Source organism: Nitrospirota bacterium (assembly GCA_016207885.1).
Taxonomy (GTDB): Bacteria; Nitrospirota; Thermodesulfovibrionia; order UBA6902; family UBA6902; genus JACQZG01.
In genome coordinates this window covers 335,475-360,016 of sequence record JACQZE010000003.1, presented here as the reverse complement: position 1 = coordinate 360,016, position 24,542 = coordinate 335,475, and the positions used below count along the sequence as shown (strand labels likewise).

The following is a 24,542-nucleotide window of genomic DNA, read 5'->3' as shown; positions in this document are numbered from 1 at the left end:
GTTTATATGATTATCTACACTATACCATATTAAGAAGAATTTTGAACAGACAAAGAAAAGAGGCAGTTATTGTATTACAGCGGCAAAAACTCTACACATTAAACTTAAAATTAATTATATCCCCGTCTTTTACTTCATAGGCCTTGCCTTCCTGCCTGAATAAGCCTTTCTCTTTTGCCTTGGCCATGTCTCCGCCTGAAGCGATGAAGTCTTCATAGCTGACGGTCTCTGCCCTGATGAAACCTCTCTCTATATCTGAATGTATCTTTCCTGCCGCCTGCTGGGCGCGCAGCCCTTTTCTTATCGTCCACGCCCTCACTTCATCTGTGCCTGATGTCAGGAATGAGATAAGCCCGAGCGCATCGTATGATACATGGCAGAGCTTCTTCATGGCGGGTTCCTCAATGCCGAGTTCATCCAGAAATTCTTTTGCTTCATCATGAGGAAGCTGCGCTATCTCCATCTCTATCTTTCCGCAGAGGGTCAGGATCTGAGGCGCTATGCCTTTGCCCTTCTCCTTGAAAAACGTCTCAACTTTATTCTGAAGCTCTTTTGCCTTATCAGAGTTGATATCGCTCTCATTGATATTGAGAACGATTATCTCATGCATGGTGGTCAGTAACTGATACGGGAGCATCTGCCTCTTCTCTTCATCATTGAACTCAATATCCCTCAGGGATATCTCATCCTCAAGCGCTGCCTTGCATTTAAGCAGAAGGCCTTTATCACCTGTCTCAGGCTTCTTGCCCTTCTTTTCCTGCGCCTCTATCTTCTCAAGCCGTTTCTCTATAAACTCGAGGTCTCCGAGGATAAGTTCAGCTTCAAATGATGACACATCCCGTAGAGGGTCAATGCTCTTCATCGGGTGTATAACAGATGTATCTTCAAATGCGCGGACAACATGGACAATCGCATCGGCATCCTTCAGAAGCTTAAATACTTTCGCATTCTGCGCGGTATCGCCTGATGTTATTCCGAGGTAATCAAGATACTCTACAGTCGCATAGGTAGTCTTCTTTGGTTCGTATATCTCTACGAGCTTGTCTATCCGCGCGTCAGGCACCTTTACAATGCCGTGCTGCGGCTCGATGTCAGCGGATATTGAGGTTGAGTACGCGGTAGTCTCAAGGTTCTGGCCTGTGAGAGCGTTAAAGACCGTTGTCTTTCCAGAATTTGAAAAACCTGTGATTATGAGCTTCACTTGATCTCTTTAAATGTCTCGTACGCTGCCCTTGCGGTCTTATTTATATCAGCGCTTGTATGAGCAAGCGACATGAAGCCCGCCTCGTATGCTGACGGCGCAAGGTTTATGCCCCTGTCAAGCATCTTTCTGAAGTATAAGGAGAACTTCGCGGTGTCTGTCTTTGCAGCGTCAGTGAAGTTGTAGACCTCTTTGTCAGTGAAGTATGTGCAGAACATTGTGCCCGCCCTGTAGAACTTTGTCTTTATGCCTGCGCGCTTTGCAGCATCTTTGAACGCCTCTTCAAGCGCCTTTGATTTAGCCATGAGAGTTTTGTATGTCTCAGGCTTTGAGAGTATCTTCAATGTCTCAATTCCTGCTGTCATTGCAAGCGGGTTTCCTGAGAGCGTACCTGCCTGATACACAGGCCCGTCAGGAGCTATCTTTCTCATTATATCTTCCCTGCCTCCATATGCTCCGACAGGAAGTCCGCCGCCAATAACCTTTCCAAGGCATGTCATGTCAGGCTTTATGCCGAACGCCTTCTGCGCTCCGCCGTATGAAACCCTGAATCCTGTCATCACTTCATCGAATATAAGCACGATGCCGTGTTTTTTTGTAACGCTTCTCAGCCCTTCAAGATATCCCGGCTTCGGAAGTATGCAGCCGCTGTTGCCGACAACAGGCTCGATTATTACACATGCGATATCTTTGCCCGCCTTTTCACATATCTTCTTAAACGCACTAAGGTCGTTGTAAGGAAGCGTGATGGTATTCCTCGCGTAATCCTTCGGCACGCCCGGACTTGTAGGCACTCCGAATGTAGCCATGCCTGAGCCAGCCTTGACCAGAAGGCCGTCAGCATGCCCGTGGTAACATCCCTCAAATTTTACTATCTTGTCCCTTCCTGTAAAACCGCGCGCAGCCCTGATGGCGCTCATCGTCGCCTCAGTTCCTGAGCTGACCATCCTCATCACTTCCATTGAGGGGTATACCTTGCGCACCATGCCTGCAAGCTCCACCTCAAGAGGTGTTGGGGCTCCAAAGCTTGTTCCCTTTTCAGCAGCCTTCTGAAGCGCCTTTATGATAGTTGGATTCGCATGTCCGAGTATCATCGGCCCCCATGAGAGCACGTAATCAATATATTCATTGCCGTCAACGTCATATATCTTTGACCCCTTTGCGGAATCAATGAAGATAGGATTGCCTCCGACTGCGTTGAATGCGCGGACAGGACTGTTCACTCCGCCCGGGATCAGGCGTTTTGCTTTATTAAAGAGTTCTTTGGATTTTTTGTGATTCAGTGCCATGATAGACTCCTTTTGTTTTTGTCATTCTCCGGCTTGACCGGGGAATCCAGTTTCATATTTATTGGAAATTTATTTAACTATAATTATACAAGTGTTGTCAAAATAATATCCTGCAAAAGCAAGCAGTTCTGCTATAATTGCTTTTATGAAAGCAGAATTATGGAAGTCGGACTTCCATATTCATTCACAATCAAATACTGGAGATGATCAAATGAAACGTTCACAAACAGTTTGGCTATCAATCATCGGTTTAATTATGGCTGTAGTCTTGCTGATGCTATCTGCATGTGCTTCTGTTGATAAAGGAATGATGTCGGTCAGCAACGCTATTAGCTCTCCTGACCCTGTAACCGGAGAGCGCCAAATCAACCTTGTTTCAGAACAAGAGGAAATAAACAAGGCTGAAGAAATAACTAAACAGATATTGACCGAGGCTCGCAATAAAGGAATTAAAATTGATGGCGATACAGAATACTACGATAGAGTTGTAACTGTATTCAACCAACTTCAAAAAGTTGTGCATAGGAAGCATCTTCCTTGGGAAATTCATGTTATCGCAAGTGAAGTTCAGAACGCTTTCACAATTGGAGGGGGGAAGGTATTTTTATCCACTGGAATGTTTGGGTCAGATATTGGACTTAAAACCGATGATGAGCTGGCAGCAGTCATATCGCATGAAATGGCACATGTTGCAGCGCGGCATACAAGTGAGGGTACAGGTAAAAGAGCTATCGCGAAACTAGCAGATAAGGATTTGAGAAAAGATGCCATGTTTGATGCAAGTTTTACAACTATTCAGGAAGATGAAGCTGATAAATATTCTGTAATATACTCGGCGTTGGCGGGATATGACCCTACGGCTGGCATAATGATATGGAAGAGATTACATAATGCTTTAGGAAGCTATGCTGGAGATATGTTATATGACCATCCATTGAATGACGACCGAACACATAACATGGAAGGTTATGCCAAAGAAGCACAACAGTATTATATTAGTGGGAAGATTAATCCAGACCATGAGTCATTGCTAATTAATAACGCTGTCTTCTCATACAGAACTTCAGAAAACCCGGAGGCTGGAAAAGGTGGGGGAGTTCTTGCCTTACTCGAAACAACAGTTAATACTGCTAATGAGGTACTGGAAGCAAAACTGGAAGAGATTAACCGACAAAACAAACAACTGGAGCAGGAGAAGCTGGCAGCATCCCGTCTATTTTTCCGAGATTTAAAAATTGATTATGCTCAAGGTGGTGGAAAAGGATTATTTGGTTTAGCTATAAACCCATCTATGCATGAAATCAAACAGGCATTTGTATTAGTAGAGTATAAATCTGGTGGTCTGGTAGTCCTTTCAGAAAAGCTTCCTTGGTCTGCTATGATTCCTCATGAAAAGAAACAATTTGGTATTGTACTTAAACAAATTCAATATGATAGTGTTTCAATTCGACCGATATATGTTCAGTTATCTGAAGAATAGAGGGAGATAAACTTATGAAAAAAGTTCTACTAGTTTTACTTTCGTCACTGTTGTTTGTAGCGTGTGTCTCAAAGTCAGAATTTGAAAAGGCACAAGCGGAAAACAGCAACCTACGTGCTCAAATAGCAGAGCTTCAAAGCAAGCTAAGTGAGGCAAAGTCCGAGCTTGAGCGTAAGCCGGCAATGCCTGTAAAGGTTACGTTCCGGCAGGCATTGCTTGGACCAGGATTTGTTGCTGTTTTTAACACTACTATAAAACAAGACTTTCCTGTTCTTGTGACAGTCAAAAGCAAGGCATTAGGCATAAGCCAAAAATTCAAACTCAGATTATCTTATGTTGCCACAAGTGAACTTGGCCATAGTGAAGGGGTTACCATTGAAGCTGGAGATGAAGTAATCGTTGAGAACAATAACTATGAACCGTTAGTAGTTGTATTTTCACCGTAGGTTTTAGCCAATTGAACTGAGTATGAAATTTAAAAGCATAATTATAAAATCTCCCCTGCCCCCTCTTTGTCAAAGAGGGGATATTAAATAACCAGTTATAGTTCTCTTTGCATATCTTTATTCATGCCGAAGCGCATCTATAGGATCGAGCCTCGCAGCCTTCTGCGCTGGGAAGTATCCGAAGATAACGCCTACTGCCGCTGAAAATGTAAAGGCTATGAGCACGACCCATGGGTTAAGCACGAGCGGGACAGATAGCAGGGATGCGCCGGCAGCTGAAGCCGAGAGTCCCAGCAGGATGCCGACTATACCGCCCAATGATGAGAGCACAACCGCCTCTATGAGAAACTGCATCAGCACCTCACGCTCCATTGCGCCTATGGCAAGACGGATGCCGATCTCCCTTGTGCGCTCTGTGACGGAGACGAGCATTATGTTCATGATACCAATCCCTCCGACCAGAAGGCTGACAGCTGCAACAGCGCTCAAAAGAGCGGTAAGCACACGTGTCGTGCCTGTGAGCGTGCTCACGATCTCTTTCATATCCCTTACATTGAAATCATCCTCTTTCCCCGGCAGGATGCGCCTGCGTTCGCGCATCAGCAGTTCGATATCTCTTTGGACCTTTTCAGTTGAAATGCCGTCCTGCGCCGAGACCAGTATGGTGCTGATGTCAGTATTCCCGGCTATTCTTCTCTGAAACATATGGATCGGAACGAGCACAAAGTCATCCTGATCGCTGCCGAAGCTGGACTGTCCCTTTGATACGAGTACCCCTATTACCTGGCATGAGAGTTTACCAAGGCGGATCGTATTCCCGACCGGGCTGATGCCGCCGAAGAGTTTGTCGCGCACAGTTGTGCCTATGATGCAGACAGACTTTCCGGCCCGCAGTTCTCCGTCGGTGAATTCCCGGCCTTCCAGCAGAGGCCAGTTTCTCACATCCAGATATTCATTGCTCGTGCCTGTGACTGAAGTAGACCAGTTCTCGCTCCCGTAGATCGCCTGAATCGACTTAGAAGCAAAAGGCGCAACAGCAGCCAGCCCGGAGACTTCCCGTGAGATAGCTGCGGCATCATCAAGGCCGAGCATCGAAGCGGTTGCACTTGCGCCGCCGCCCGGGCCGTGAAATCCCTGGCCCGGCCTCACCTGCAGCATATTGCTTCCAAGCTTGGTTATATCTGCGGTGACCTGCTGTGTAGCCCCGCTGCCGAGGGTGACCATGGTAATTACGGCTGCAACGCCTATCACGATGCCGAGAATGGTCAGTGACGAGCGCAGGACATTTCGCCTGATCTCTCTTAGGGCAAGAAGAATAGTATTGAATATCATTACGGCTTGCTCCCGTTATGCTGGTCTGTTTCTATAGAGCCGTCGCGGAAACGGACGATACGTTTTGCATAGGCTGCCATGTCTGCTTCATGCGTCACCATCACTATGGTAATGCCCCGCTCGCTGTTAAACCTGGTCAGGAGTTCCATGATCTCACGGCTCCTGGCAGTATCCAGATTTCCGGTTGGTTCATCAGCCAGCAGCAGTGCCGGTTTCGTGACTATAGCCCTGGCTATAGCCACACGCTGCTGCTGCCCGCCTGAGAGCATGTTAGGTGTATGATTTTCCCATCCGTTAAGCCCGACAGATTCAAGCGCCTCAAGCGCCTGGGTGCGCCGCTCTCTCGCAGAGATCCCGCGGTATACAAGAGGCAGTTCGACATTCTCCAAAGCTGTGGTGCGGTTCAGAAGGTTGTAGCCCTGAAAGACAAACCCGAGATAGTTGCGCCGCAGGAGGGCGCGCTGGTCGCGATGCAGCCTTCCGGCATCAACGTCCCGGAAGAGATATTTCCCGGAAGTAGGAGTGTCAAGACAACCCAGTATATTCATGCAGGTTGATTTACCTGAGCCGCTCGGCCCCATCACAGCCACAAATTCACCGGCATCAATAGAGAGGTCGATGCCGCGCAGTGCCTGCATCGCAGCCTCACCGATGCCGTATACTTTATTTACGCCGCTAAGCTGGATCAGCTTCAGGCTTTCAGTATTTCGGGATTTGTCCAGCATCGTTATTTCTTTATGTTATTCACATCGATCAGCAATTCCATTCCTGGTTCAATCTCACCGGACAAAACCTCTGTCATTATCCCATCGGATGAGCCTACAACAATTGATATGGCAAAAGGCTTGCCTTCCTTTAATATCCAGACGCGCTGTGAGTTTTTATCCGAGGACTTCTCCTCAGGCTGTCTTGTTGAATGTCTTGGCGGACGTATGAGTTTACTGATAAGGCTGCCGCCGCTTGAAGAGGGAGCCGCCTCTTCCTGGATCACAGGCAGAAAACGCAGCGCTGTATTAGGCACAAGGATCACGTCTTCGATCTTTTTGACAATAATATCTGCCGAAGCTGTCATGCCGGGCCGTAATGAAAGATCTGAATTGTCCATGCTTAAGACCGTTTCATATGTAACTACCCCGCCCACTGTTTTTGAGCCGTAACGCACCTGCGTGATAAGTGCTTCAAATATCCTGTCGGGGAAGGCGTCTACCGTAAAGGTTGCTGCCTGCCCCTCTTTTACCTGGCCGACATCCGCCTCGTCAACATCAACGTACAGCTCCATCTGTGTGAGGTTCTCAGCCATTGTAAAGAGCACCGGCGCCTGGAAAGATGCCGCAACCGTCTGCCCCGGCTCAACAGATCGTGAAATAACAATGCCGTTTATAGGTGAGCGTATTATCGCTTTAGTAAGATTTGTCTTGTTCGTATTAAGAGCTGCTTTTGCTTCAGATACCTGCGCCTTTGCGCTGGTCTCCATAGCCTCTGCGCGTTTCAATGCAGCTTCTGCCGTATCCATCTCCTGCTGAGACGGTACTTTCTTATTGCTGATATCCCAGACCTTTTTCAGGCGCGCAAGCTGATTGCGTGATTCCTCTACAGTCGCCTTTGTCTCCAAAAGCTTTGCCTCTGCCGCATCGAGCGCAGCCTTTGACTGCACGACCTTTGCCTCCAGTATCTCTGTATCGAGTTTTGCCAATATCCGGCCGGCCTTTACCTGATCGTTGTAATCCGCCTCAACGGTCTTGATTATGCCTGACAGCTCGCTGCTCACATCTACCTGATTGACCGGTTTCAGCGTTCCTGTAGCGGTAACCGTGACGATGATATTTCCGCGGGCAGCCTGCTTGGTCTTATACTGCGGGGCGTTAGTATTTTCAGACCTTTTCCACCAGATCATCAGAGCAGACCCTAAGATCAGCAGAAATATAATTATGACAATCCATCGTTTGCCGTGTCCTGAAGAATGCTCAACGCCCAATGTTTTGATTATGTCTGATTCCGTATCTGTCTTCATTTTATTAATTCCCCCTGATCTTCAGCTGCGGGTGTCAAGGATGTCCATCCGCCTCCGAGCGCCTTGTATAGCCTTATCAAATTAGATGTCACCTCTGCGTCGCTGCCTGCCAGTTGATCCTGAAGCGAGAGCAGTGACTGCTGTGCTGTCAGCAGGGCCTGAAAATCTATCAGCCCTGATGAATACTGTTCCTGCGCAAGTTTGACAGCGCGTTCAGCAGCATTGGAGCCGTTTAAAAGCGACTGCCTGCGAACCTGCTCTCCGGCATAAGCTGTTAGCGCGTTTTTCACATCATGAAGCGCCTCAAGCACTGCGGTTTCATACTGTATCAAAGCCTGTTCCTGAAGCGCATTCTGAACCTCGATATTCTTTCTGATGCTTCCCGCGTCAAATATATTCCATCTAAAACCAGGCCCGATCCCGAACGTCCGGTTCCCATAAGAGAAGAGATCATCAAGCTCCAGGGCTTCAAGTCCGATCGATCCTGAGAGGCTGAATTGGGGATAAAGCCCGGCAGTTGCAACTCCGATGCGGGCTGTCTGAGCCGCAAGCCTGCGCTCTGCCTGCCGCACATCAGGCCTGCGCCTGAGCAGGTCAGCGGGAAGCCCCACAGCTATCTCAACAGGCGTAACAGGAATGGCTCTTTGTTCAGAAAGTTCAGCATACAATGCCCCTGGATCTTTACCAAGCAATACTGCAATATTGTTCATGGCCTGTTCAAGCCCGCTTCTTAAGGCAGGTATCTGCGACCGCGTCTTTTCCAGGTTGTACATCGCTTCTTCCACATCAAGCCCGCTCACAAGGCCTGCTTCATTACGCCACCCTGCGATCTGATATGTCTCTGTCTGTGCCGCAAGATTTGACTCTGCTATCGCTATCCTTGCCTGATAGAGCCGTACATCAACATAGTTCAGAGATACCTCTGCGAGGAGCGAAACGAGCACATCATGCAGTTCCTCCTCACTCGCTTCAAGGTCTGCATCGGCCGCCTCCACTGATCGCCGGACACCGCCGAAGAGGTCTATCTCCCACCCCGCGTCAAAGCCGATAGAGTAGAAGTCATTCTCAGTGCCGCTGCTGCTCCGGCTGCGCTGCGCTGAACCTGAGGCATCAACAGTCGGAAAAAGTTCAGCACTGCTTATGCCTCTGCGCGCCCTTGCTTCACGCACTCTCGCCTTGGCCTCGCGTATGCCAAGGCTGCTGTTCACAGCACGTTCTATCAGGCTCGTTAACTCCGGATCATTGAGCGTTGACCACCACTTCTCAAGGGTTGCGGCATCATCACTCCTGACATCTGTGCCGGCATTCCACTTATCAGGCGCGGATATTTTTGGAGAGACATAATCCGGCCCGACAGTGACGCACCCTGACAAGCCAAACATTATCATAAATGCTGCAATTATCTTTTTAGCAGATGTATTCAAGTTATTCAAAAGATCAGTTTAATTATAAAGTCTAAAATAATTATATATGAAAAGTGTGAAGAAACAAGTTTACTTCTTCAATCCCTTTATCTGCCTGATCCTCTCCAACACAGGCGGATGGGAGTAATGGAACAAAGCGTACAGCGGATGAGGATGCAGGTTTGAGAGGTTGTCTTTTGAGAGCTTTACAAGCGCGCCGATCATGCCGTCTGTTTTTCCTGTCAGCTCATATGAAAAACGGTCAGCCTCTTTCTCATGCCTTTTTGATAACTGATTGAACAAAGGTGAAAACGGGAAACTTGCTATTGAAAATATAAATGAGAGCAAAATGATCTTTGCAAAGAAGGTGCTATCATTGATATTGAAAAGCTCTATCAGAAAATCGCTTTGCGTGGCTTTGTAAGCGATGAACATAACTATCAACGCTATCAGTTCGGTGACAGCTAACATCTTTAAAAGATGCTTCTTCTTCCAGTGCCCTGCCTCATGCGCAAGCACCGCTATTATCTCATCCTTATCGAGTTTTTCCAAAAGTGTATCAAAGAGCACGATCCTCTTCACCTTTCCGATCCCTGAGAAATAGGCGTTGGTATGTTTTGACCTTTTTGACGCGTCCATCTTAAAGACCCTGCTCACCTTTATACCTGCCTTCTGCATCAGGTTCTTTATGTCATCAACAAACTCCTCGTCTTCAATCGGCGTGAACTTATTGAATAGCGGCTCCAGCACATATGGCGAAATATACATCATAAAGATGGTAAAGGCGAAGAAGAAGCACCAGAGATAGAACCACCAGAGGTCAGGGCTCTTCTGTATTAGGAGCAGCCCGACTGACAGAAGTATCCCCATCAGCACAGTTGAGAGCAGCAGTGATTTTATAAAGTCTACTACCCACAGCTTCATAGTCATTGTATTGAAGCCGTACTTCTTCTCGATCCTGAATGTGCTGTAGAGACTGAAGGGCGTTGAGATGATTGTCTGCGCATATGTAAGCAGCAGAAAGAAGGCGAGGCCGGAGAGGATGAAGTTCATCTGCATTGAAGCGATCCATGAGTTATAGATGTTCAATATTCCGCCAAAGAGAAATAGCAGAAGGATGATGTTATCAAAGCCTGAAGAGATGAAACCGAACTGCGTCTTCTCAACCGTGTAGTTCTTTGTCTTTGTTAATAACTCGCCGTCTATCTTCCCCTCAAACTCCGGCGGGATTACAGAGCCGTATTTTTTTAAATTAGAGAGATTGAGATAATCGAGCCAGTAGCCGAAGGTGGTTATGAGAAGATATGTGATGAGAATTAACACAAGATATGTGTTCATCTCTTCTTAATCTTGGCAAGAAATTCTTTCGCAGTTAGCACGGGGATAATGTTTTTGATCTTGTCAGAAAAGAAATGTGCATCACCGGTCAAGAAATAATCCGGCTTTGCATAGAGTACTGACGCAAGAATAAGGGCATCTTTTTTATGTGTTATCAGGGTTTCAGCTTCTTTGACCCTCTGATTATATTTTGACCGTTTCAGAATGGTAATATCACTTAAAGCCCGTTGAGTTTCAAGGAGTGCGATTTCGAGAGTTCTGTCTTTGAGATATTTAAGTTTTTTGTTAACTACCTTGTGTAATTCAGCAACTGCATCCTCGCTTGTGACAAGCTCCACCTCTACTAAATCAAGAACTGTGGATTCATTACCTTTAAAGAAGATACCTGACAGAAGTATGTTTGTATCCAGAAAGACCTTATATCTCATTTGCGGAGCTTCTCAAGTTCTTTAAGCATTTCAGATTCTGATATGCCTTCTTTTTTAAGAAGCCACTGGAGAAAAGCCCTGCTTTTTCCTGCGTAAGATTTTTTGAGCGCGGAACTGACCGCTTCCGACGCATCAGAAAAAATCCCGAGCTTCACTTCTTCGTTGATATTTCGATAAATATCTTCAGGGATTTGCGCAACAATCTTCGGCATCTAAGACCTCCTTAATCATTTTATAAAATATTTATGACTTATTATAGCATTCACAGCTTTTGTGTCTGTTAATTCTTGCATTAAATACGCGATATCTTCAACTGTTGGTATGTTTCTGGTGACAGAGACATTGAGTGGAGCGAAGGGGAACGAGGAGTTCACTGACGAGTACCAATGAATGACCTCACAGAGCAAAATAACCGATTTGCAAACCTCAAACCGTCGATCATCTGAAAAAGCGTCCTGTGGCACTTGTTCACGTGCATTTGGTTAGATTGTTCATCTAAGAATCTTTTTTGATAACACAACAACAAATAGTGAAATAATAACGGCACCTATAAAAGCTTCAAGCGTACTTGTAATTCTTAATAAAGGATGTTCAGCTCCATAATGTAAATCACCATATCCCAATGTCGCAAAGGTTGTGTATAATAGCAAAAGAGATTTTCTTAAGGCGACCTGAGGTGAAAAGAATTCTTTGGGGTGGTGACTTCTGGACATCAGGATATTTCATATCTACAGTTGGTAAGCATGGTAACGAAGAGACAATAATGAACTATGTGAAGAACCAAGGGCGAAATCCAAAAGAGTATGAGAGAATTTATAATAATAAGCAGTTAGTCTTGTTTGAGCAGTAAGTTTTTGATACCTCGTTCAGCTCTGCTGCGAGGTAGTTCATTCGCTGTGCCTGCCAAACGATATATTGTCGAAAAAAGTATGGCTACTGCAAAGCCGATAGAGAGTATTCGCCTAGGCATGGTGGAATAAACTGAGACCAAGTCGTATGTCAGATTGTAAACCCAAATTATAAATGTTTGGATGGTTTTCTCTTTTCGGAATTGAGGCCATAGAATATGTTTTCTTTGTCCGCGTTTTTCCTTAACAAGGTATTGATCCATCAATGACCAAAGTTCTGCTCGGCCATATGCTAATCTTATCGCTCGGAATATGTCAGGGTCTTGTTCCATTGGCCTGGCTCGCTTTTTCCAAGAGCGGCTTAATTTAATGTCAAAACGGGTCAAATAGTTCACAGTTATATCTTCCAACACAATATCTTCTAAATAAGCTCCAAAAAAATCTGACCCCGAGAAATCACAGTCTCTAAATCCACATTTCCAAATACAGGCATTACGCACAGAACTATTTAGTATTTTTGTAGAAAAGCCCCCCGAACCGGCCAATATAATCTTATCCATCTTGCAGTTATCAAAACGAGCATATGATAAGTCGGTCATTTCAAAGTTTGCATCCGTCAAATTGCAGTCAAAGAACGAACTATATGTAAGACTTTTCTTCTCAAAGGAAGGGCTTCCTGAAAAATCTTCACTGAAAAAGTTTATACCTCGCAAATCATCGTTTGTTAAAACCCAGAAACCACCTTCTGTCATTGCATTTTTTGGATAATGTGGATACCCATATGGTTCAACGTTTTCTGGATGAGCTAATACATAGGAATCTAAAATTGCTCTTACTTCCACCGAATTTTTGAGACCTTGGATAACATCTTCTCTTACCTTTTGTCCCGTTTCTGTTTCCCATCTGTTTATAATAAATCGTTGGGTCACTAAATCGAATTTATATCCGTCTCTATCCATATCTGACTCAATCAGGGCAATCTAACCAGTTATTATGTAGTTATGGAACATAGCATAAAGTTGTGATTCGGCCAATAACTTTTGAAGGCTATTTGATAGCTATCATTATATTTTTCTACTGAAATGATAACTAGGGATGTGTATTTTTAAATGTCTTCATAAATGTCCAATGTTATGTCAGTAAATCTCCTTGATATATACAGACAAATTAATAAAATGCTATTATCTTGTCAATAAAAATGTCCTTGTTTTTGTCTGGTTTGTGGTTGAATTGAAATCAAAACGCCAGCTTCATAAGCGCTTCCGGATTTACGCTCACGCCCTGCAGTTTTACGCTCATGTGAAGGTGCGGGCCTGTTGCCCTGCCTGTCATGCCGGCGAATCCTATGACATCTCCCTTTGCAACTTCATCACCGTTTTTGACATTGAATTTTGAGAGATGCATGTATACTGAAAAGAGCCCCATGCCGTGGTCTATTATCAGTGTGTTCCCGCCGTAAAAGAGGTCTTCATTTAATACGACCTTTCCTGAATTTATGGCTTTGACAGACGCTCCGCTGCCTGCCTTAAGGTCGATCCCCTTGTGCACGCTCGCCTTCTTCTCATTCATTATTCGCGTTACCCCGAACTTTTCAGAGACCGCCGTATCTGTCGGTGAAACGAATCCGCCGTCCCATATCTTTTCATTAGCTGATTTCCATATCTCTTCCTGCATGAGGAACTCCTTCTCCACCCGCAGGCTGTCTTCAGGGCTTAACGTGACCTTTTCTTCAGGCAGTGTCATCTTCTTTGTCGGAAAATCATAGGGCGATATCTTGACCTTCAGGCTGATGCTTACGCTCTCTGCCTTTACGCTTATGCTGTAATCACCCGGAGCGGTCTCAATATCAAGAGGCACAAGCGCCCCGTATTCATTGCCCTGAAGTTTATAAAAGGTTATCTTCTTCCCGAGAAAGGCTGCTTCAGGGAGAACAGGGGCCTCTGATATAAGCTTCAGGAACAGTACATCGCCCGGGAATGTTTCTTTGGGCTGAATTTTAATGTTAAAAGCATGGGAGCAGCCCGGCATAATAAGGATAAAGAGAAAAAGCTGGATGAGCGATATGTGAATGAACTTTCTTAGCAAGGTGTTGTATTATAACAGATTGCTTTTGATGAAAAAACAGCTTTTTTATTCCCCCTTAATAAAGGGGGATACAGGGGGATGTTGAGATAAAACACACCCCTAACCCCTCTTTTTAGAGGGGAAGATTCCGGACAAGCCGGAATGACAACTAATAATATTAAATTGTTTTTTACGGACACTATTTATGCTTGACGTTAAATTAGTACGGGAAAATACAGACAAGGTCATAGAGGCGCTTAAGAAGCGTTCGGAACATACCGCTATCCTTGATAAATTCCTCCAGATTGAGTCCAAGAGGAGAGAACTGCTCAAGGCTGTTGAAGATGACAGGCAGCTGAGGAACACTTTGTCGCAGGAGATAGGCAGGCTCAAGAAAGAGGGCAAGGATGCTTCTGAACTTCTTGAGAAGGCAAAGAAGGTATCTGAGCTGACAGCGGCAAGGGAGACAGAGCTGCGGGAGCTTGAGACGCTTGCCAAAGATGAGCTTTTATTGATACCGAACATCCCCCATGAATCTGTCCCTGTCGGCAAAGATGAAACCGGGAATGTTGAACTGCGGAGATGGGGCGTGATACCGGAGTTCTCTTTTGAACCAAAGAACCACTGGGATATCGGCGAGGAGCTCGGGATACTTGATTTTGACAGGGCCGGCAAGATAACAGGCGCACGCTTTGTTCTTTATAAAGGCGCGGGCGCACGCCTTGAGAGGGCCTTGATAAACTTTATGCTTGACCTCCACACGAAAGAGCACGGCTACACAGAGGTCATGCCGCCTTTTCTTGTGAATCGTGAATCAATGACCGGAACGGGTCAGCTTCCGAAGTTTGAAAATGACCTCTTCAAGCTTGAAGAGAGCGACGCAAAAGCACTTTTGCTTATCCCTACTGCAGAGGTTCCTCTCACAAATATTCACAGGGAGGAGATACTGATGGAAGACGGCCTTCCTGTTTATTACACCGCATATACGCCATGCTTCAGGCGCGAGGCAGGTTCATACGGCAAGGACACGAGAGGGCTCATAAGGCAGCACCAGTTCAACAAGGTCGAGCTTGTCAAATTTGTAAAACCCGAAGGCTCTTATGATGAACTTGAAACCCTTACAAATAATGCTGAAGAGGTTCTGAAGAGGCTCGGGCTGCCGTATCGTGTCATCTCATTATGCACAGGCGATATGGGTTTTTCCGCTGCAAAGACATATGACATAGAGGTCTGGTTTCCCGCACAGCAGAAGTACAGGGAGATATCATCGTGCTCGAACTTTGAGGACTTTCAGGCGAGAAGGGCTGATATCAGGTTCAAGACAGAGGGTAAAAAGGGAACAGAGTTTGTCCATACATTGAACGGCTCAGGCCTTGCCGTTGGCCGAACTTTTGCAGCGATACTGGAGAACTTCCAACAAGAGGACGGTTCTGTTATAATACCCGACGTCCTCAGGCATTATATGGGAACCGATACGATCAGCAGTAGATAACGGATTAATATATATAACTTTTTTTATTCATTTCTTTTTCATAAGTATCATATATGTTTTAGTGGAGGAGTGGCCGAGTGGTCGAAGGCGACGGTCTTGAAAACCGTAGGGCGAAAGTCCCGTGGGTTCGAATCCTACCTCCTCCGCCACTGAATTATGTATGGTTTGTAAACGCTCTATTTTAGAGCTGATGGATATAAAATTAAATAGAGAGGAGGTGAAACAAATGAAAAAAATCATGACCGTTGTTTTTGCAGTTCTTTTTGTTGCTTCAGTATTTGGCGTTGCGACTGCCGGTGCAGCTGATTATGTAGGCGCTAAAAAATGCAAGATGTGCCATATAGCTCAGTTTAAGGCATGGGAAAAGACAAGCATGTCAGGCAGTTTTGAGAACCTCAAGGCTGGCGTGAAGGCAGACGAAAAGAAGAAAGCAGGCCTGGATGGCGCAAAGGATTATACCCATGATAAGGGGTGCCTCAAGTGCCACACAACAGGTTACGGGAAACCGGGTGGTTTTACGAGCATCGAGGAGACACCGGATCTTGCCGGAGTACAGTGTGAAGGATGCCACGGACCCGGAGGCGCGTACAAGGACATAATGAAGGCTAACAAAGAGTACAAACTTGCTGAGGTTAAAGCAGCAGGGCTCATTCTTCCTTCAGAAGATGAAAAAGGCTGTATGGTATGCCACGGCGGCGACAGCCCGTTCACTGACAAGGTCGATCCAAAGTATAAGTTTAATTTCAAGGAGAGACTGGAAAAGACTCACGAGCATTCACCGCTTAAAAACGCACATTAATTTTTATTGGAAAGATTTATTAAAAGGGCATATCCCGCAAAAATGGGATGTGCCCTTTTTGCATTTCGTTGTTTAAATAAAAAGGGAGTATAATATATTTATGAAAAAAGCTAAGCCGCTCATTTTAATCCTGCTGCTGTCGTTCTTATTATTAAACACACCAGCCTACGCTATCAATATAGCCGTAGGAGAAGAGGCCCCTGATTTTATATTAAAGTCTTTGACCGGGGAGTTTGTTTCGCTGAATGAATACCGCGGGAAGATAGTGGTGCTTGTTTACTGGAACCCGGAGCAGAAACGTTCCTTTCTGGCGCTTAAAGACGGCCAGTACCTTTTCAGCAACTACAAGCAGAAGGGCGTGCAGGTCCTGAGCATAATCCCTGAATCTGAGGATTATACAGATGCCCGCAAGATACTTGCGGATAATGGAATTGAGTTTCCTGTGCTGATAGATAAGGATAGAAAGGTATTCGGGATATACGAGGTCAGGGTCTATCCCTCAACGCTGATCATTAACAAGGACGGCAAGGTTGCATATAACATTCCGGGGCACTCGCTCTCTTATAAATTTACAACTGAGGGATATCTCAAATTCATGCTCGGCGAGATCAGGGAAGAGGGTTTAAGCGATATGCTTAACCCCTTAAAAGAAGGCATAGATGAATCGGCTGTCGCAGCTGAAAGAAATTATAACCTTGCCCTTAATTTCGCAGAGGCAGGGCTTATTGACCTGGCAATCTCAACTGCAAAAAAATCTTTGGATGCCAAACCGGATTTTTTGAAGTCAAATATACTTATCGGTTTTCTCTCTCTTCGGACAAATGATGCGGATAGCGCTGTACAGGAATTCAATAAGGCGCTTGAGATCGACCCCTTGTCGCATGACGCAAAGACAGGACTTGGAGAGGCGCTCATCGTAAAAGGAGATCTTGATAAAGCTATAAAGATCCTGTCAGATACTACTCAGGGGAGTCCTAACCCGCAAAGGACCAGTTACGAACTTGGGAAGGCGTATGAACTCAAAGGCGAGCAGGACAGGGCGATTGAGATGTATCGGAAGGCGTTTGAAGAGGCGAATAAAGGGAATGTGCTTCCGAGAAGGGTGGTTGGCTGTAAGTAGATTACCCTTTTGAGTGAGCAGCAGACCGCCTTTTTGATGGAATAATCGCAATCAATGACCTAAGCGCCTTATTGACTGACTCCGAGTTTGAAAAATATTTTCTAACGTCCGGTTCCAACATAACGGCGCCTTCTTTAAGCTTAAAATATTCTACCGAAGTACTCCCGTCTGCTTTAAGAACCTCCACTTTATGACCAGCACGATAGGCCTTATAGTATTTTCCCCGCACTGCGCCCTTCATCTTTGAAAAATCATATTCAGATTTCATGTCTTCTTTTTCCGGTATCTCTTTAGAAACTGCCTTCTTCATAAAATCTCCTTTCACACGTTGTTGCTTTCCTGCAACTGATAATACGTATTTTACCTTGCCGTTCAGTATGAGTCAAAATTAAAATACGCCCATGTGCAGAAAGTCCAATGTTTATATGACGTTCTTCTTTTGTGGAATGCTCATTATCCGGAAACGTAAATAGGAATGGGTCATTAAAGATAGTTTTGCCTTCATCAAAGTTTACTTTATGCTTCTTGAAATTGGCTTTTGCTTTAATATCATCCCATTCAAATGTGACTTTCATGTAACCTCTCTGAAGATTTGCTATGACAAATTTATCTTACTTTTTCAGCTAAATGCCGAGAGTCAAGCCGGAACCGGCTCTGTTTTCATGTTAGTTTGGCGGTTCTGGGGCATCTATTAAGTTCCAGCATAATAACTTGAAATCATGTGCCGCCTTCGTGAGTTCTCCATCAGCAGTTACAAATAAATCGAGATCTTGAGAGTCTTGGAAATACAATAATAACATCGAATCAATCATATCTATGTTATATTTTTTCACTATCGCAAGAGATTTGTCATAATACTTGGGCAGAGAGAGTTGATGAACATGTAATCTATTTTTTGCTATCTTATTTTGTAGTCTATTGATTGACAACAAGTATCCGTCTATGGAAACTTTCTTCGGATCATTCTTTGATAGCCATTTCCTTTTCATAATACCAAGAAATTCACCAATACAATAATCACAGGTATGAACAGCTATCCCAGCTTCAATGTAAGCTCTCAGGTTTTGAGTGCCAGGTTCATTTAAATCGGGGGCAATCAGCTTCAACAAAGCAGATGTATCTAATAATAATCTTGCATGTTTCCAGTTCTTGAAATCGCTTGATACCTTTAGTGCCATAATTTCTTAGTCATAACAATTCATATATATTTTGGAACAAGAAAATTATAGTTGTATGAGTCAGTAAATACAAGCACAATAATATTATAAAATCTCCCCTAACCCCTCTTTGCTAAAGAGGGGAATAGGAAATGGAATAAAAAAGGCGTCCTCCCGATGTATCGGGAGGACGCCTTCTGATTACATTCAATTAAAAATCTTAGTGATCGTCTGACTGGAATATCGGCAGTATCTTGTTGAATATGTAAAGGAGTATGAACGGCGCTGAGAGAAGGATTATCACTGCCGCGAGTCCCTCTTTGAATGTCTCAAGGTTAGTAGGTATTATCGGCAAAGTGTATGTCATGAAGCCTGAGAGGCTCTTTGAGAGTCCCTGTCCGCCGCCCTGGATAACATTCATCCTCATCATGAAGACGCCGATTATAACAAGCACTGATGCTATAAAAGCTCTTGTAGATGTGAGCCTCGGCAGTTTGAGCATAATGAACGGAAGGATCATTCCCAGTCCCCACTGCATGACGAACATCTTGACGAAGAGTTTGTCAAAGATGACTATGCTGAGCATCGGCCAGAACTCTTCAGCCAGATAACCGTGGAATATAAGGTCTACGCCTTCAAGCAGGAAGGCAACGATAAGAAACCAGCCGAGAAGGCCGCTCATTGCCTTGACAGCATCAAGCTTGATCTCTCTCTTGGTTAATTTGGAGATTATTATATATGTCGCGATGCAGAGCGCGACGCCTGAGATAACGGCTGACATGAGGAAGACGAAAGGCATAAGAGGTGTCTTCCAGTAAGGAACAGCTTTGACAGAGCCGAAGATGAATCCGACATAACCGTGAAGCAGGCCTGCGGCAGGAATACCGGCTGCGGCAAGTATCGTTATCATCCTGTGGTCTGTGTGCAGCGCTTCTTTGCTCACATCATAAGCCCCGAGAGTCATCATTTTGTAGAGAGTTCCCATAAGCCCCTTGCATGTCTTTGCCTGTGCGACTATGAACGCCCTGTAGGCAAACCATATCTCAGCGAGAACGATGAACATGTATGTCATATAAACAACTGTGAATGAAGCGATGGCAGAGTAGAAATGAGGCGTAAGTATCATCTCATGGTTTCTCTGCGGCTGCGTCAGGTGAAAGAGCAGCGGTGTGGGCGCTATTATCAGCAGAGCTAATGAAAATACGAGCGAGAACCTGGCTACCGGCTTAAGCTCGCTCATCCCGAAGACATGATAGAAGGATGAGAGAACGAACGCGCCTGCGACAAGCCCTGTTATATAAGGATAGATAGCGATGTGAATGGTCCAGTAGATGTACTCATTCGGGTAAGTGAACAGCTCTTTTATTGTCCAGATCTCTCCGTGTGCCATTGTATGTTCTACCATTTTCCGATCACCTCACTATATGGTCAAGGCCGATGTAAAATACCATAGGCTCGTTGCCGTATTCTGGTTTTAGTACCATGACCCTGTTGCTGTTTATCAGCTTGTAGACTTCGCTGTTGGGGTCATTAATGTCGCCGATCTTCCTTGCTCCGAATGCGCATGCGTCCATACACGCGGAGTTCATGCCCTTTGTTATCCTGTGGTAGCAGAAGGTGCACTTCTCAGCGACCATATGCACGGGATGGATGAACCTTGCGCCGTACGGGCAGTTCTGAACGCAGTACGCGCAGCCGATGCACCATGTCCTGTCGACAAGCACAACGCCGTCCTCGGTCTTGTATGTGGCTCCGACCGGGCAGACCTGAACGCATGAAGGTTTCTCGCACTGGTTGCAGAGCTTTGGAACGAAGAAGCCCTTGGAAATATCCTCTTCCTTTATCGTCCTGCCGCGCGGGTCGTTCTTTATGAATCCGTTCCTTGCTTCTTCAGGAGAATCAATGATGACCTCTCCGTCCTTGAGCTGGATGTATCTCTCGACCCAGGTCCTTGATACCTTTATATCCATAGGAACTTCGTTCTCAGTTTTGCATGCCTTAACACACATGCCGCAGCCGACACACTTTGTCGCATTAACAACAAACCCCCATCTCTTGCCTGTGCCGTGCTCCTTCTTTGTGGAAGCAAGCGCCTCAGGGGTGAGAAGCTCAAATGCTGTCAAAGGGATCGTGACGCCGGCGATTGTGATAGCGCCTAATTTTAATATGTCTCTTCTTGATTGTTTCACGCCGTACCCTCCCTTATTCCGTGAAATCTGCTTTATGGACATCATGGCATTCTACACATTCAACACCGGTGTTGTGCTCTTCCGGGTCTTGCATAGCAAGTGCGATCGGTCCTTGAGGCAGTTCATTATAGGTTTTTGGTCTGTAAGGCAGTTTCGCGTGGCATCTCAGGCAAAGCTCCCTGCTCCTGTCGATAGCGAGCTTCTCAGGCGCTTCCTCAGGGTGGCCCAAGGCAGGCCCGTGGCAGTTTTCACACTGCACATTTGCATGCTTTGATGCGGATATCCAGGTGAACTCATCATCGTGGCATTCGCCACAGTACTCTTTACCGCCTTTGTACTTTACTGTGAAGTTCTTCCATTCCTCTTCATTGCCTACACGGTGCCACTGATACTTGTAATCACCGTTCTTTGCAACGAAGTCGGAGGGAATGAGTATGGCCCTTGCAATAAGTATGGTTGCAAGAAGGCCAATAACAACGAATAACGGTCTCCAGGCATGACTCATAATATTATCTCCCCCTCAAAAAAAAGTATTGTATTTTAATGAAATCGCCTTATCTTGTCAATAATAACAGAGGCTGGTCAGGCGATAAGCCGAGAACCGCCACTTTGGTGCTATAATTATTAAATTCAAATAGTTCAACGAGTTGGAGACCAATGCTTTCAGTCAGCGCTGAAAAAGAGAAGGCTCTCAGAGAGAAGCTTAAAAGCCTTGCCATCTTTGAAAAGGATATTGATGAGAAGTTTATCCGTTCCGGCGGCAAAGGCGGGCAGAACGTCAACAAGGTTTCGACCTGTGTCTATCTCAAGCACATCCCGACAGGCATTGAAGTCAAATGCCAGAAGGAACGTACACAGGGGCTGAACCGCTACCGCGCACGCGAACTTCTATTTAATAAGATAGAGCGGCTTATTAAAAAGGATGAGTCTGAAGAGGAGCAGCGCGCTGAAAAGATAAGGCGGCAGAAACGCAAGCGTTCCAAACGCGCGAAAGAGAAGATGCTGGAGGATAAGCATATGCAGTCGCAGAAGAAGAAAGAGCGCGGTTCAGTTCCGAAGTGGAGGGAAGACTAATTGGACATATTTAAGATACTATTCCCTGTATCAGGCGTTGAGACATATATATTCTTACCGCCGCTGGTGGCTTTTGTGGTCTCTTTCTTTACATCCATGGGCGGTGTCTCAGGCGCATTCCTTCTACTGCCGTTTCAGATGAGCGTTCTTAATTACACAAGCCCCTCGGTCAGTGCTACCAACTTTGTATTTAATATCGTAGCTATCCCAAGCGGCGTCTACCGTTATATAAAAGAAGGCCGCATGGCATGGCCTTTGACATGGGTTGTGATAGTCGGCACATTGCCCGGCGTCTTCATGGGTTATTACCTTAGAGTGCAGTATCTGCCCGACCCGCGCGCCTTCAAGCTCTTTGTGGGCTGTGTCCTTCTGTATCTTGGAGGCAGGCTCTTCTATGAAATGACCGGCAGGGCATCTGCGGGAAAAGACAAGATAAAGGCGCTTGATGAGAAGTTCAAACAGAGGGCGGCAGAGATAAAGAAAGAACAGAATGCCAAAGTTGCGGCAGGGCTTCCAAAAGAGGCGGTCGTAAAGACGATATCATTCACTCTCTCAAGAGTGGAATATGAATTCTGGGGAGAGAGGTTTTCATACAGCACTCCTGCGATGTTCCTGCTTGCATTTATTGTCGGTATCATAGGCGGGACATACGGCATCGGCGGAGGCGCGATCATTGCGCCGTTCTGCGTGGCGGTCTTTCACCTGCCTGTTTATACAGTGGCAGGAGCCGCGCTGATGGGGACATTCTTAACATCTATTGCAGGTGTCGCCCTCTACAGCATCATGCCTGCAAAAGCAGGCCTTTCCACATCGCCGGACTGGATGCTCGGAATTCTTTTCGGCATCGGAGGATTTGCAGGGATGTATTTAGGCGCGCGATGTCAGAAGTTCATGCCGCAGAAATTCATCAAATTAATGCTCGCTACGATAATCATCTTCCTGGCATTGAAATATATTGTTCAATATTTCGGTTAACGAGTTCAGCGGGTTCCCATCTGGTTGGAAATCACAAGCCCAATAATCTTCGCAAGATGTAATTCACATTCTGCATTGTGTCGGCGCTTATCGTTCCCCATTTTTCTGAAAACCTTTGGATAGATAGGGACTTGACCTGATCGCATCTGATAATGGAGAGATGCTGAATACCTCCTTCCGGCGGTGAGAGAGGGACATGAAGCCTGAAAGGCCTTTCCTTTCTGAATGTTGATATGGGGCAAACTACAATGAGACCCCATGCGCTCTTGTTCAAGTCGTCAACAGATACTACAAGGGCGGGGTGTGGTTCCCTTATCTCAGAGCCTACAGCAGGGCTGAAATTTACTAACCATATGTCGCCCCGTTGCGGAATAGGCTTATTTTGCAAGACCATCTCCCAGAACCCCTTCAAAAGATTTTCGTGATCTTTTTTCCTCCTTGTCCAGGAATGTCACCGCCTCATCCTCAAACCCTCTCCAGAAAGAACGCTCGTGTTCTGCGACAAGCCGGTCGATCAAGTCAGTAATAGATACATGTTCAGACGATGATATCTTTTTAAGTTTTTCCCGTGTTGTCTTATGAACCCTTACAGTCGTAGTTTCCATATGGCCTCCATATACTTGTCTACAAGTATACAACAGGGTGAGCGTATCCTGTCAATCGCGTTGATTGCGCATGTCGCTCTCTACAGCGTCATGCCAGCAAAAGCAGGCCTTTCCACATCGCCGGACTGGATGCTCGGAATTCGCTTCGGAGTCGGCGGATTTGCGGGAATGTATTTAGGTGCAAGATGTCAGAAATTCATGCCGCAGAAATTTATCAAATTGATGCTCACTACGATAATCACCTTCCTTGCATTGAAATATATTGTTCAGTATTTCAGATAACGCTGCGGCTGACCCGCTGGGGCAACTAGCCAGAGGCAAAACCAAACCAGCTTTAATCCCGGTCGGTTGTCGAGCCGATTGTTAGGTTTATTTTTCATTGTTGCCGTGACAAATTAAGAAAGAATATTCCGAGATATGCAATAAACGCAATGCCGAAAATTAGAGCAAGGATTAGCCGGAGCCTCTTATGTGGAGCGAGTATTATCCAGCGATCATTGGGTAAGTTTTCGATCGGAATTATTTTGATGTAAGTCCATTTGTATTTATAACAGATTGCGACTGATAGAGCCGCAAAGGAGAAACAATACAATATGCCGGTTCGTGGAGAGTTTGAAAGAACTGCAAGAAAGGCCAAAACAAAAAATACTATTGCTGTAACAAGGCCAATGATTATTTGTGTCTTTAAAGAATAATAATACTCTGTATATTTCTGACAATTTGAGCATTGGAAATAATAATGAAATCCGCCGGGAGTCATGCCGAAATATTCCAAAGCCGATGAATTACAATGGCCGCATATATTTCTTTTGTCTTTAATTGTCATTATTATTGAAACCTAACAATTAGTATGTTACCACTCGTATTTCCTCAATCATTAATCATTTTAGAGAGTAATAATTTATAAATCAAGCAAAAAATAGCCTTTTCAGTTTGTGGTCCGAGATATAACAAAAGCTCCTCAAAGCCCGCTGGACATCCTGTATAGGAACAAGTATGGTTCTTGATTGAATGAAGGCTCTTAATTAAGAGAGTAGAATCAATCTTTTTTGCAATATCATATTCAATCTCCTTATAATAAACGTCCGAAGCAGCGTCATTTCCGCTTGTCGGGAATCCAGTCTTTGAATTCCCCCTGAAAAAGGTGGATACAGGGGGATGTTGAGATAAAACACACCCCTAACCCCTCTTTTTAGAGGGGAAGATTCCGGACAAGCCAACAGTAGGCTGGACGGAGCCGCCGGAATGACAGCCGAACAGAGTTTATAAATAGGTTTTGTTTAAGTTATAG

Annotated in this window: 29 protein-coding genes and 1 tRNA gene; 10 read left to right on the top strand and 20 right to left on the bottom strand. The window is 45.3% G+C overall.

The window, feature by feature from the left end:
• Positions 1-91: 91 nt before the first annotated feature.
• Positions 92-1,201 (bottom strand): redox-regulated ATPase YchF, encoded by a 1,110-nt coding sequence (gene ychF, locus HY807_01860; protein ID MBI4825157.1) that lies wholly within the window; start codon positions 1,199-1,201, stop codon positions 92-94.
• Entirely contained in the window at positions 1,198-2,484 is a 1,287-nt protein-coding gene (gene hemL, locus HY807_01855; protein ID MBI4825156.1) for a glutamate-1-semialdehyde 2,1-aminomutase, read from the bottom strand. The genes ychF and hemL overlap by 4 nt, the downstream gene beginning before the upstream one ends.
• A gap of 151 nt (positions 2,485-2,635) precedes the next feature.
• Between hemL and HY807_01850 the strand changes: the two genes are divergently transcribed.
• Positions 2,636-3,970 carry a M48 family metalloprotease gene (locus HY807_01850; protein ID MBI4825155.1) on the top strand — a complete coding sequence of 445 codons (1,335 nt, stop codon included), beginning with the start codon at positions 2,636-2,638 and terminating at the stop codon, positions 3,968-3,970.
• 14 nt (positions 3,971-3,984) lie between these two features.
• Positions 3,985-4,416 carry a hypothetical protein gene (locus tag HY807_01845; protein MBI4825154.1) on the top strand — a complete coding sequence of 144 codons (432 nt, stop codon included), beginning with the start codon at positions 3,985-3,987 and terminating at the stop codon, positions 4,414-4,416.
• Positions 4,417-4,533: 117 nt separating this feature from the next.
• Here HY807_01845 and HY807_01840 read toward each other — a convergent pair whose 3' ends face one another.
• The 8 genes from HY807_01840 to HY807_01805 form a co-directional block, all read right to left on the bottom strand.
• On the bottom strand, positions 4,534-5,748 hold the full coding sequence (locus HY807_01840) for an ABC transporter permease (protein MBI4825153.1): 1,215 nt from the start codon (positions 5,746-5,748) through the stop codon (positions 4,534-4,536).
• Positions 5,748-6,437, bottom strand: coding sequence for an ABC transporter ATP-binding protein (locus tag HY807_01835; GenBank protein MBI4825152.1), 690 nt, complete (start codon positions 6,435-6,437; stop codon positions 5,748-5,750). Before HY807_01835 ends, HY807_01840 begins: the two co-directional genes overlap by 1 nt.
• A 38-nt stretch (positions 6,438-6,475) precedes the next feature.
• A complete protein-coding gene (locus tag HY807_01830) occupies positions 6,476-7,759 on the bottom strand; it encodes an efflux RND transporter periplasmic adaptor subunit (GenBank protein ID MBI4825151.1) in 1,284 nt (427 codons plus the stop codon).
• Entirely contained in the window at positions 7,756-9,147 is a 1,392-nt protein-coding gene (locus HY807_01825) for an efflux transporter outer membrane subunit (GenBank protein MBI4825150.1), read from the bottom strand. The genes HY807_01830 and HY807_01825 overlap by 4 nt, the downstream gene beginning before the upstream one ends.
• A gap of 105 nt (positions 9,148-9,252) precedes the next feature.
• Complete coding sequence (locus HY807_01820; protein MBI4825149.1) at positions 9,253-10,500, bottom strand: M48 family metallopeptidase; 1,248 nt, start codon at positions 10,498-10,500, stop codon at positions 9,253-9,255.
• Positions 10,497-10,928: a PIN domain-containing protein gene (locus HY807_01815; protein MBI4825148.1), complete on the bottom strand. Its 432-nt coding sequence runs from the start codon at positions 10,926-10,928 to the stop codon at positions 10,497-10,499. The genes HY807_01820 and HY807_01815 overlap by 4 nt, the downstream gene beginning before the upstream one ends.
• Positions 10,925-11,140 (bottom strand): hypothetical protein, encoded by a 216-nt coding sequence (locus HY807_01810; protein ID MBI4825147.1) that lies wholly within the window; start codon positions 11,138-11,140, stop codon positions 10,925-10,927. Before HY807_01810 ends, HY807_01815 begins: the two co-directional genes overlap by 4 nt.
• Positions 11,141-11,419: 279 nt before the next feature.
• A complete protein-coding gene (locus HY807_01805; protein ID MBI4825146.1) occupies positions 11,420-11,641 on the bottom strand; it encodes a two pore domain potassium channel family protein in 222 nt (73 codons plus the stop codon).
• On the opposite strand from HY807_01805, the gene HY807_01800 reads away from it, so the two are divergent.
• On the top strand, positions 11,605-11,778 hold the full coding sequence (locus HY807_01800) for a transposase (GenBank protein ID MBI4825145.1): 174 nt from the start codon (positions 11,605-11,607) through the stop codon (positions 11,776-11,778). The genes HY807_01805 and HY807_01800 overlap by 37 nt on opposite strands.
• Here the strand turns inward: HY807_01800 and HY807_01795 are convergent.
• Complete coding sequence (locus HY807_01795) at positions 11,758-12,735, bottom strand: pentapeptide repeat-containing protein (GenBank protein MBI4825144.1); 978 nt, start codon at positions 12,733-12,735, stop codon at positions 11,758-11,760. The two genes, HY807_01800 and HY807_01795, sit on opposite strands and share 21 nt — an antisense overlap.
• 277 nt (positions 12,736-13,012) lie before the next feature.
• Positions 13,013-13,519 carry a M23 family metallopeptidase gene (locus HY807_01790; GenBank protein MBI4825143.1) on the bottom strand — a complete coding sequence of 169 codons (507 nt, stop codon included), beginning with the start codon at positions 13,517-13,519 and terminating at the stop codon, positions 13,013-13,015.
• Positions 13,520-14,045: 526 nt separating this feature from the next.
• Between HY807_01790 and serS the strand changes: the two genes are divergently transcribed.
• The 4 genes from serS to HY807_01770 all read left to right on the top strand — a co-directional run bounded on the left by serS (position 14,046) and on the right by HY807_01770 (position 17,251).
• Positions 14,046-15,332 carry a serine--tRNA ligase gene (gene serS / locus HY807_01785; GenBank protein MBI4825142.1) on the top strand — a complete coding sequence of 429 codons (1,287 nt, stop codon included), beginning with the start codon at positions 14,046-14,048 and terminating at the stop codon, positions 15,330-15,332.
• 63 nt (positions 15,333-15,395) lie between these two features.
• Positions 15,396-15,481, top strand: a tRNA-Ser gene (locus tag HY807_01780).
• Between the two features lie 77 nt (positions 15,482-15,558).
• On the top strand, positions 15,559-16,131 hold the full coding sequence (locus HY807_01775) for a hypothetical protein (protein ID MBI4825141.1): 573 nt from the start codon (positions 15,559-15,561) through the stop codon (positions 16,129-16,131).
• A 100-nt stretch (positions 16,132-16,231) separates the two neighbouring features.
• Positions 16,232-17,251, top strand: a complete 1,020-nt coding sequence (locus HY807_01770; GenBank protein ID MBI4825140.1) for a redoxin domain-containing protein — start codon at positions 16,232-16,234, stop codon at positions 17,249-17,251.
• A gap of 1 nt (position 17,252) precedes the next feature.
• Here HY807_01770 and HY807_01765 read toward each other — a convergent pair whose 3' ends face one another.
• The 6 genes from HY807_01765 to HY807_01740 form a co-directional block, all read right to left on the bottom strand.
• Positions 17,253-17,561, bottom strand: a complete 309-nt coding sequence (locus HY807_01765) for a hypothetical protein (GenBank protein ID MBI4825139.1) — start codon at positions 17,559-17,561, stop codon at positions 17,253-17,255.
• Entirely contained in the window at positions 17,542-17,826 is a 285-nt protein-coding gene (locus HY807_01760) for a BrnT family toxin (protein ID MBI4825138.1), read from the bottom strand. Before HY807_01760 ends, HY807_01765 begins: the two co-directional genes overlap by 20 nt.
• A gap of 90 nt (positions 17,827-17,916) precedes the next feature.
• Positions 17,917-18,429: a PIN domain-containing protein gene (locus tag HY807_01755; GenBank protein ID MBI4825137.1), complete on the bottom strand. Its 513-nt coding sequence runs from the start codon at positions 18,427-18,429 to the stop codon at positions 17,917-17,919.
• A 199-nt stretch (positions 18,430-18,628) separates the two neighbouring features.
• Positions 18,629-19,798, bottom strand: coding sequence for a polysulfide reductase NrfD (nrfD, locus tag HY807_01750; protein ID MBI4825136.1), 1,170 nt, complete (start codon positions 19,796-19,798; stop codon positions 18,629-18,631).
• 22 nt (positions 19,799-19,820) lie between these two features.
• Positions 19,821-20,639 carry a 4Fe-4S dicluster domain-containing protein gene (locus tag HY807_01745; protein MBI4825135.1) on the bottom strand — a complete coding sequence of 273 codons (819 nt, stop codon included), beginning with the start codon at positions 20,637-20,639 and terminating at the stop codon, positions 19,821-19,823.
• The gene (locus tag HY807_01740; GenBank protein ID MBI4825134.1) at positions 20,611-21,105 is read right to left on the bottom strand and encodes a cytochrome c3 family protein; all 495 of its coding nucleotides are present in this window, start codon (positions 21,103-21,105) and stop codon (positions 20,611-20,613) included. The genes HY807_01745 and HY807_01740 overlap by 29 nt, the downstream gene beginning before the upstream one ends.
• 149 nt (positions 21,106-21,254) lie before the next feature.
• Here HY807_01740 and HY807_01735 point away from each other — a divergent pair, with 149 nt between their 5' ends.
• Positions 21,255-21,671: a peptide chain release factor-like protein gene (locus HY807_01735; protein ID MBI4825133.1), complete on the top strand. Its 417-nt coding sequence runs from the start codon at positions 21,255-21,257 to the stop codon at positions 21,669-21,671.
• Between the two features lie 15 nt (positions 21,672-21,686).
• Positions 21,687-22,646: a sulfite exporter TauE/SafE family protein gene (locus HY807_01730; GenBank protein ID MBI4825132.1), complete on the top strand. Its 960-nt coding sequence runs from the start codon at positions 21,687-21,689 to the stop codon at positions 22,644-22,646.
• Between the two features lie 31 nt (positions 22,647-22,677).
• Here HY807_01730 and HY807_01725 read toward each other — a convergent pair whose 3' ends face one another.
• Together HY807_01725 and HY807_01720 are read right to left on the bottom strand one after the other, a co-directional pair.
• Positions 22,678-23,034 (bottom strand): type II toxin-antitoxin system PemK/MazF family toxin, encoded by a 357-nt coding sequence (locus HY807_01725; GenBank protein MBI4825131.1) that lies wholly within the window; start codon positions 23,032-23,034, stop codon positions 22,678-22,680.
• Positions 23,024-23,251, bottom strand: a complete 228-nt coding sequence (locus HY807_01720) for a hypothetical protein (protein ID MBI4825130.1) — start codon at positions 23,249-23,251, stop codon at positions 23,024-23,026. Before HY807_01720 ends, HY807_01725 begins: the two co-directional genes overlap by 11 nt.
• Positions 23,252-23,266: 15 nt before the next feature.
• On the opposite strand from HY807_01720, the gene HY807_01715 reads away from it, so the two are divergent.
• On the top strand, positions 23,267-23,533 hold the full coding sequence (locus tag HY807_01715; GenBank protein ID MBI4825129.1) for a sulfite exporter TauE/SafE family protein: 267 nt from the start codon (positions 23,267-23,269) through the stop codon (positions 23,531-23,533).
• Positions 23,534-24,542: the final 1,009 nt, after the last annotated feature.

Excerpts from the sequence above, each read along its gene's own strand:
- HY807_01850 (MBI4825155.1), top strand. The coding sequence starts at position 2,636 with ATGAAAGCAGAATTATGGAAGTCGGACTTCCATATTCATTCACAATCA.
- HY807_01845 (MBI4825154.1), top strand. The coding sequence starts at position 3,985 with ATGAAAAAAGTTCTACTAGTTTTACTTTCGTCACTGTTGTTTGTAGCG.
- HY807_01840 (MBI4825153.1), bottom strand. The coding sequence starts at position 5,748 with ATGATATTCAATACTATTCTTCTTGCCCTAAGAGAGATCAGGCGAAAT.
- HY807_01830 (MBI4825151.1), bottom strand. The coding sequence starts at position 7,759 with ATGAAGACAGATACGGAATCAGACATAATCAAAACATTGGGCGTTGAG.
- HY807_01825 (MBI4825150.1), bottom strand. The coding sequence starts at position 9,147 with ATGATAATGTTTGGCTTGTCAGGGTGCGTCACTGTCGGGCCGGATTAT.
- HY807_01820 (MBI4825149.1), bottom strand. The coding sequence starts at position 10,500 with ATGAACACATATCTTGTGTTAATTCTCATCACATATCTTCTCATAACC.
- HY807_01815 (MBI4825148.1), bottom strand. The coding sequence starts at position 10,928 with ATGAGATATAAGGTCTTTCTGGATACAAACATACTTCTGTCAGGTATC.
- HY807_01810 (MBI4825147.1), bottom strand. The coding sequence starts at position 11,140 with ATGCCGAAGATTGTTGCGCAAATCCCTGAAGATATTTATCGAAATATC.
- HY807_01805 (MBI4825146.1), bottom strand. The coding sequence starts at position 11,641 with ATGTCCAGAAGTCACCACCCCAAAGAATTCTTTTCACCTCAGGTCGCC.
- HY807_01795 (MBI4825144.1), bottom strand. The coding sequence starts at position 12,735 with ATGGATAGAGACGGATATAAATTCGATTTAGTGACCCAACGATTTATT.
- HY807_01790 (MBI4825143.1), bottom strand. The coding sequence starts at position 13,519 with ATGACACTGCCTGAAGAAAAGGTCACGTTAAGCCCTGAAGACAGCCTG.
- serS (MBI4825142.1), top strand. The coding sequence starts at position 14,046 with ATGCTTGACGTTAAATTAGTACGGGAAAATACAGACAAGGTCATAGAG.
- HY807_01775 (MBI4825141.1), top strand. The coding sequence starts at position 15,559 with ATGAAAAAAATCATGACCGTTGTTTTTGCAGTTCTTTTTGTTGCTTCA.
- HY807_01770 (MBI4825140.1), top strand. The coding sequence starts at position 16,232 with ATGAAAAAAGCTAAGCCGCTCATTTTAATCCTGCTGCTGTCGTTCTTA.
- HY807_01765 (MBI4825139.1), bottom strand. The coding sequence starts at position 17,561 with ATGAAGAAGGCAGTTTCTAAAGAGATACCGGAAAAAGAAGACATGAAA.
- HY807_01760 (MBI4825138.1), bottom strand. The coding sequence starts at position 17,826 with ATGAAAGTCACATTTGAATGGGATGATATTAAAGCAAAAGCCAATTTC.
- HY807_01755 (MBI4825137.1), bottom strand. The coding sequence starts at position 18,429 with ATGGCACTAAAGGTATCAAGCGATTTCAAGAACTGGAAACATGCAAGA.
- nrfD (MBI4825136.1), bottom strand. The coding sequence starts at position 19,798 with ATGGCACACGGAGAGATCTGGACAATAAAAGAGCTGTTCACTTACCCG.
- HY807_01745 (MBI4825135.1), bottom strand. The coding sequence starts at position 20,639 with ATGTCCATAAAGCAGATTTCACGGAATAAGGGAGGGTACGGCGTGAAA.
- HY807_01735 (MBI4825133.1), top strand. The coding sequence starts at position 21,255 with ATGCTTTCAGTCAGCGCTGAAAAAGAGAAGGCTCTCAGAGAGAAGCTT.
- HY807_01720 (MBI4825130.1), bottom strand. The coding sequence starts at position 23,251 with ATGGAAACTACGACTGTAAGGGTTCATAAGACAACACGGGAAAAACTT.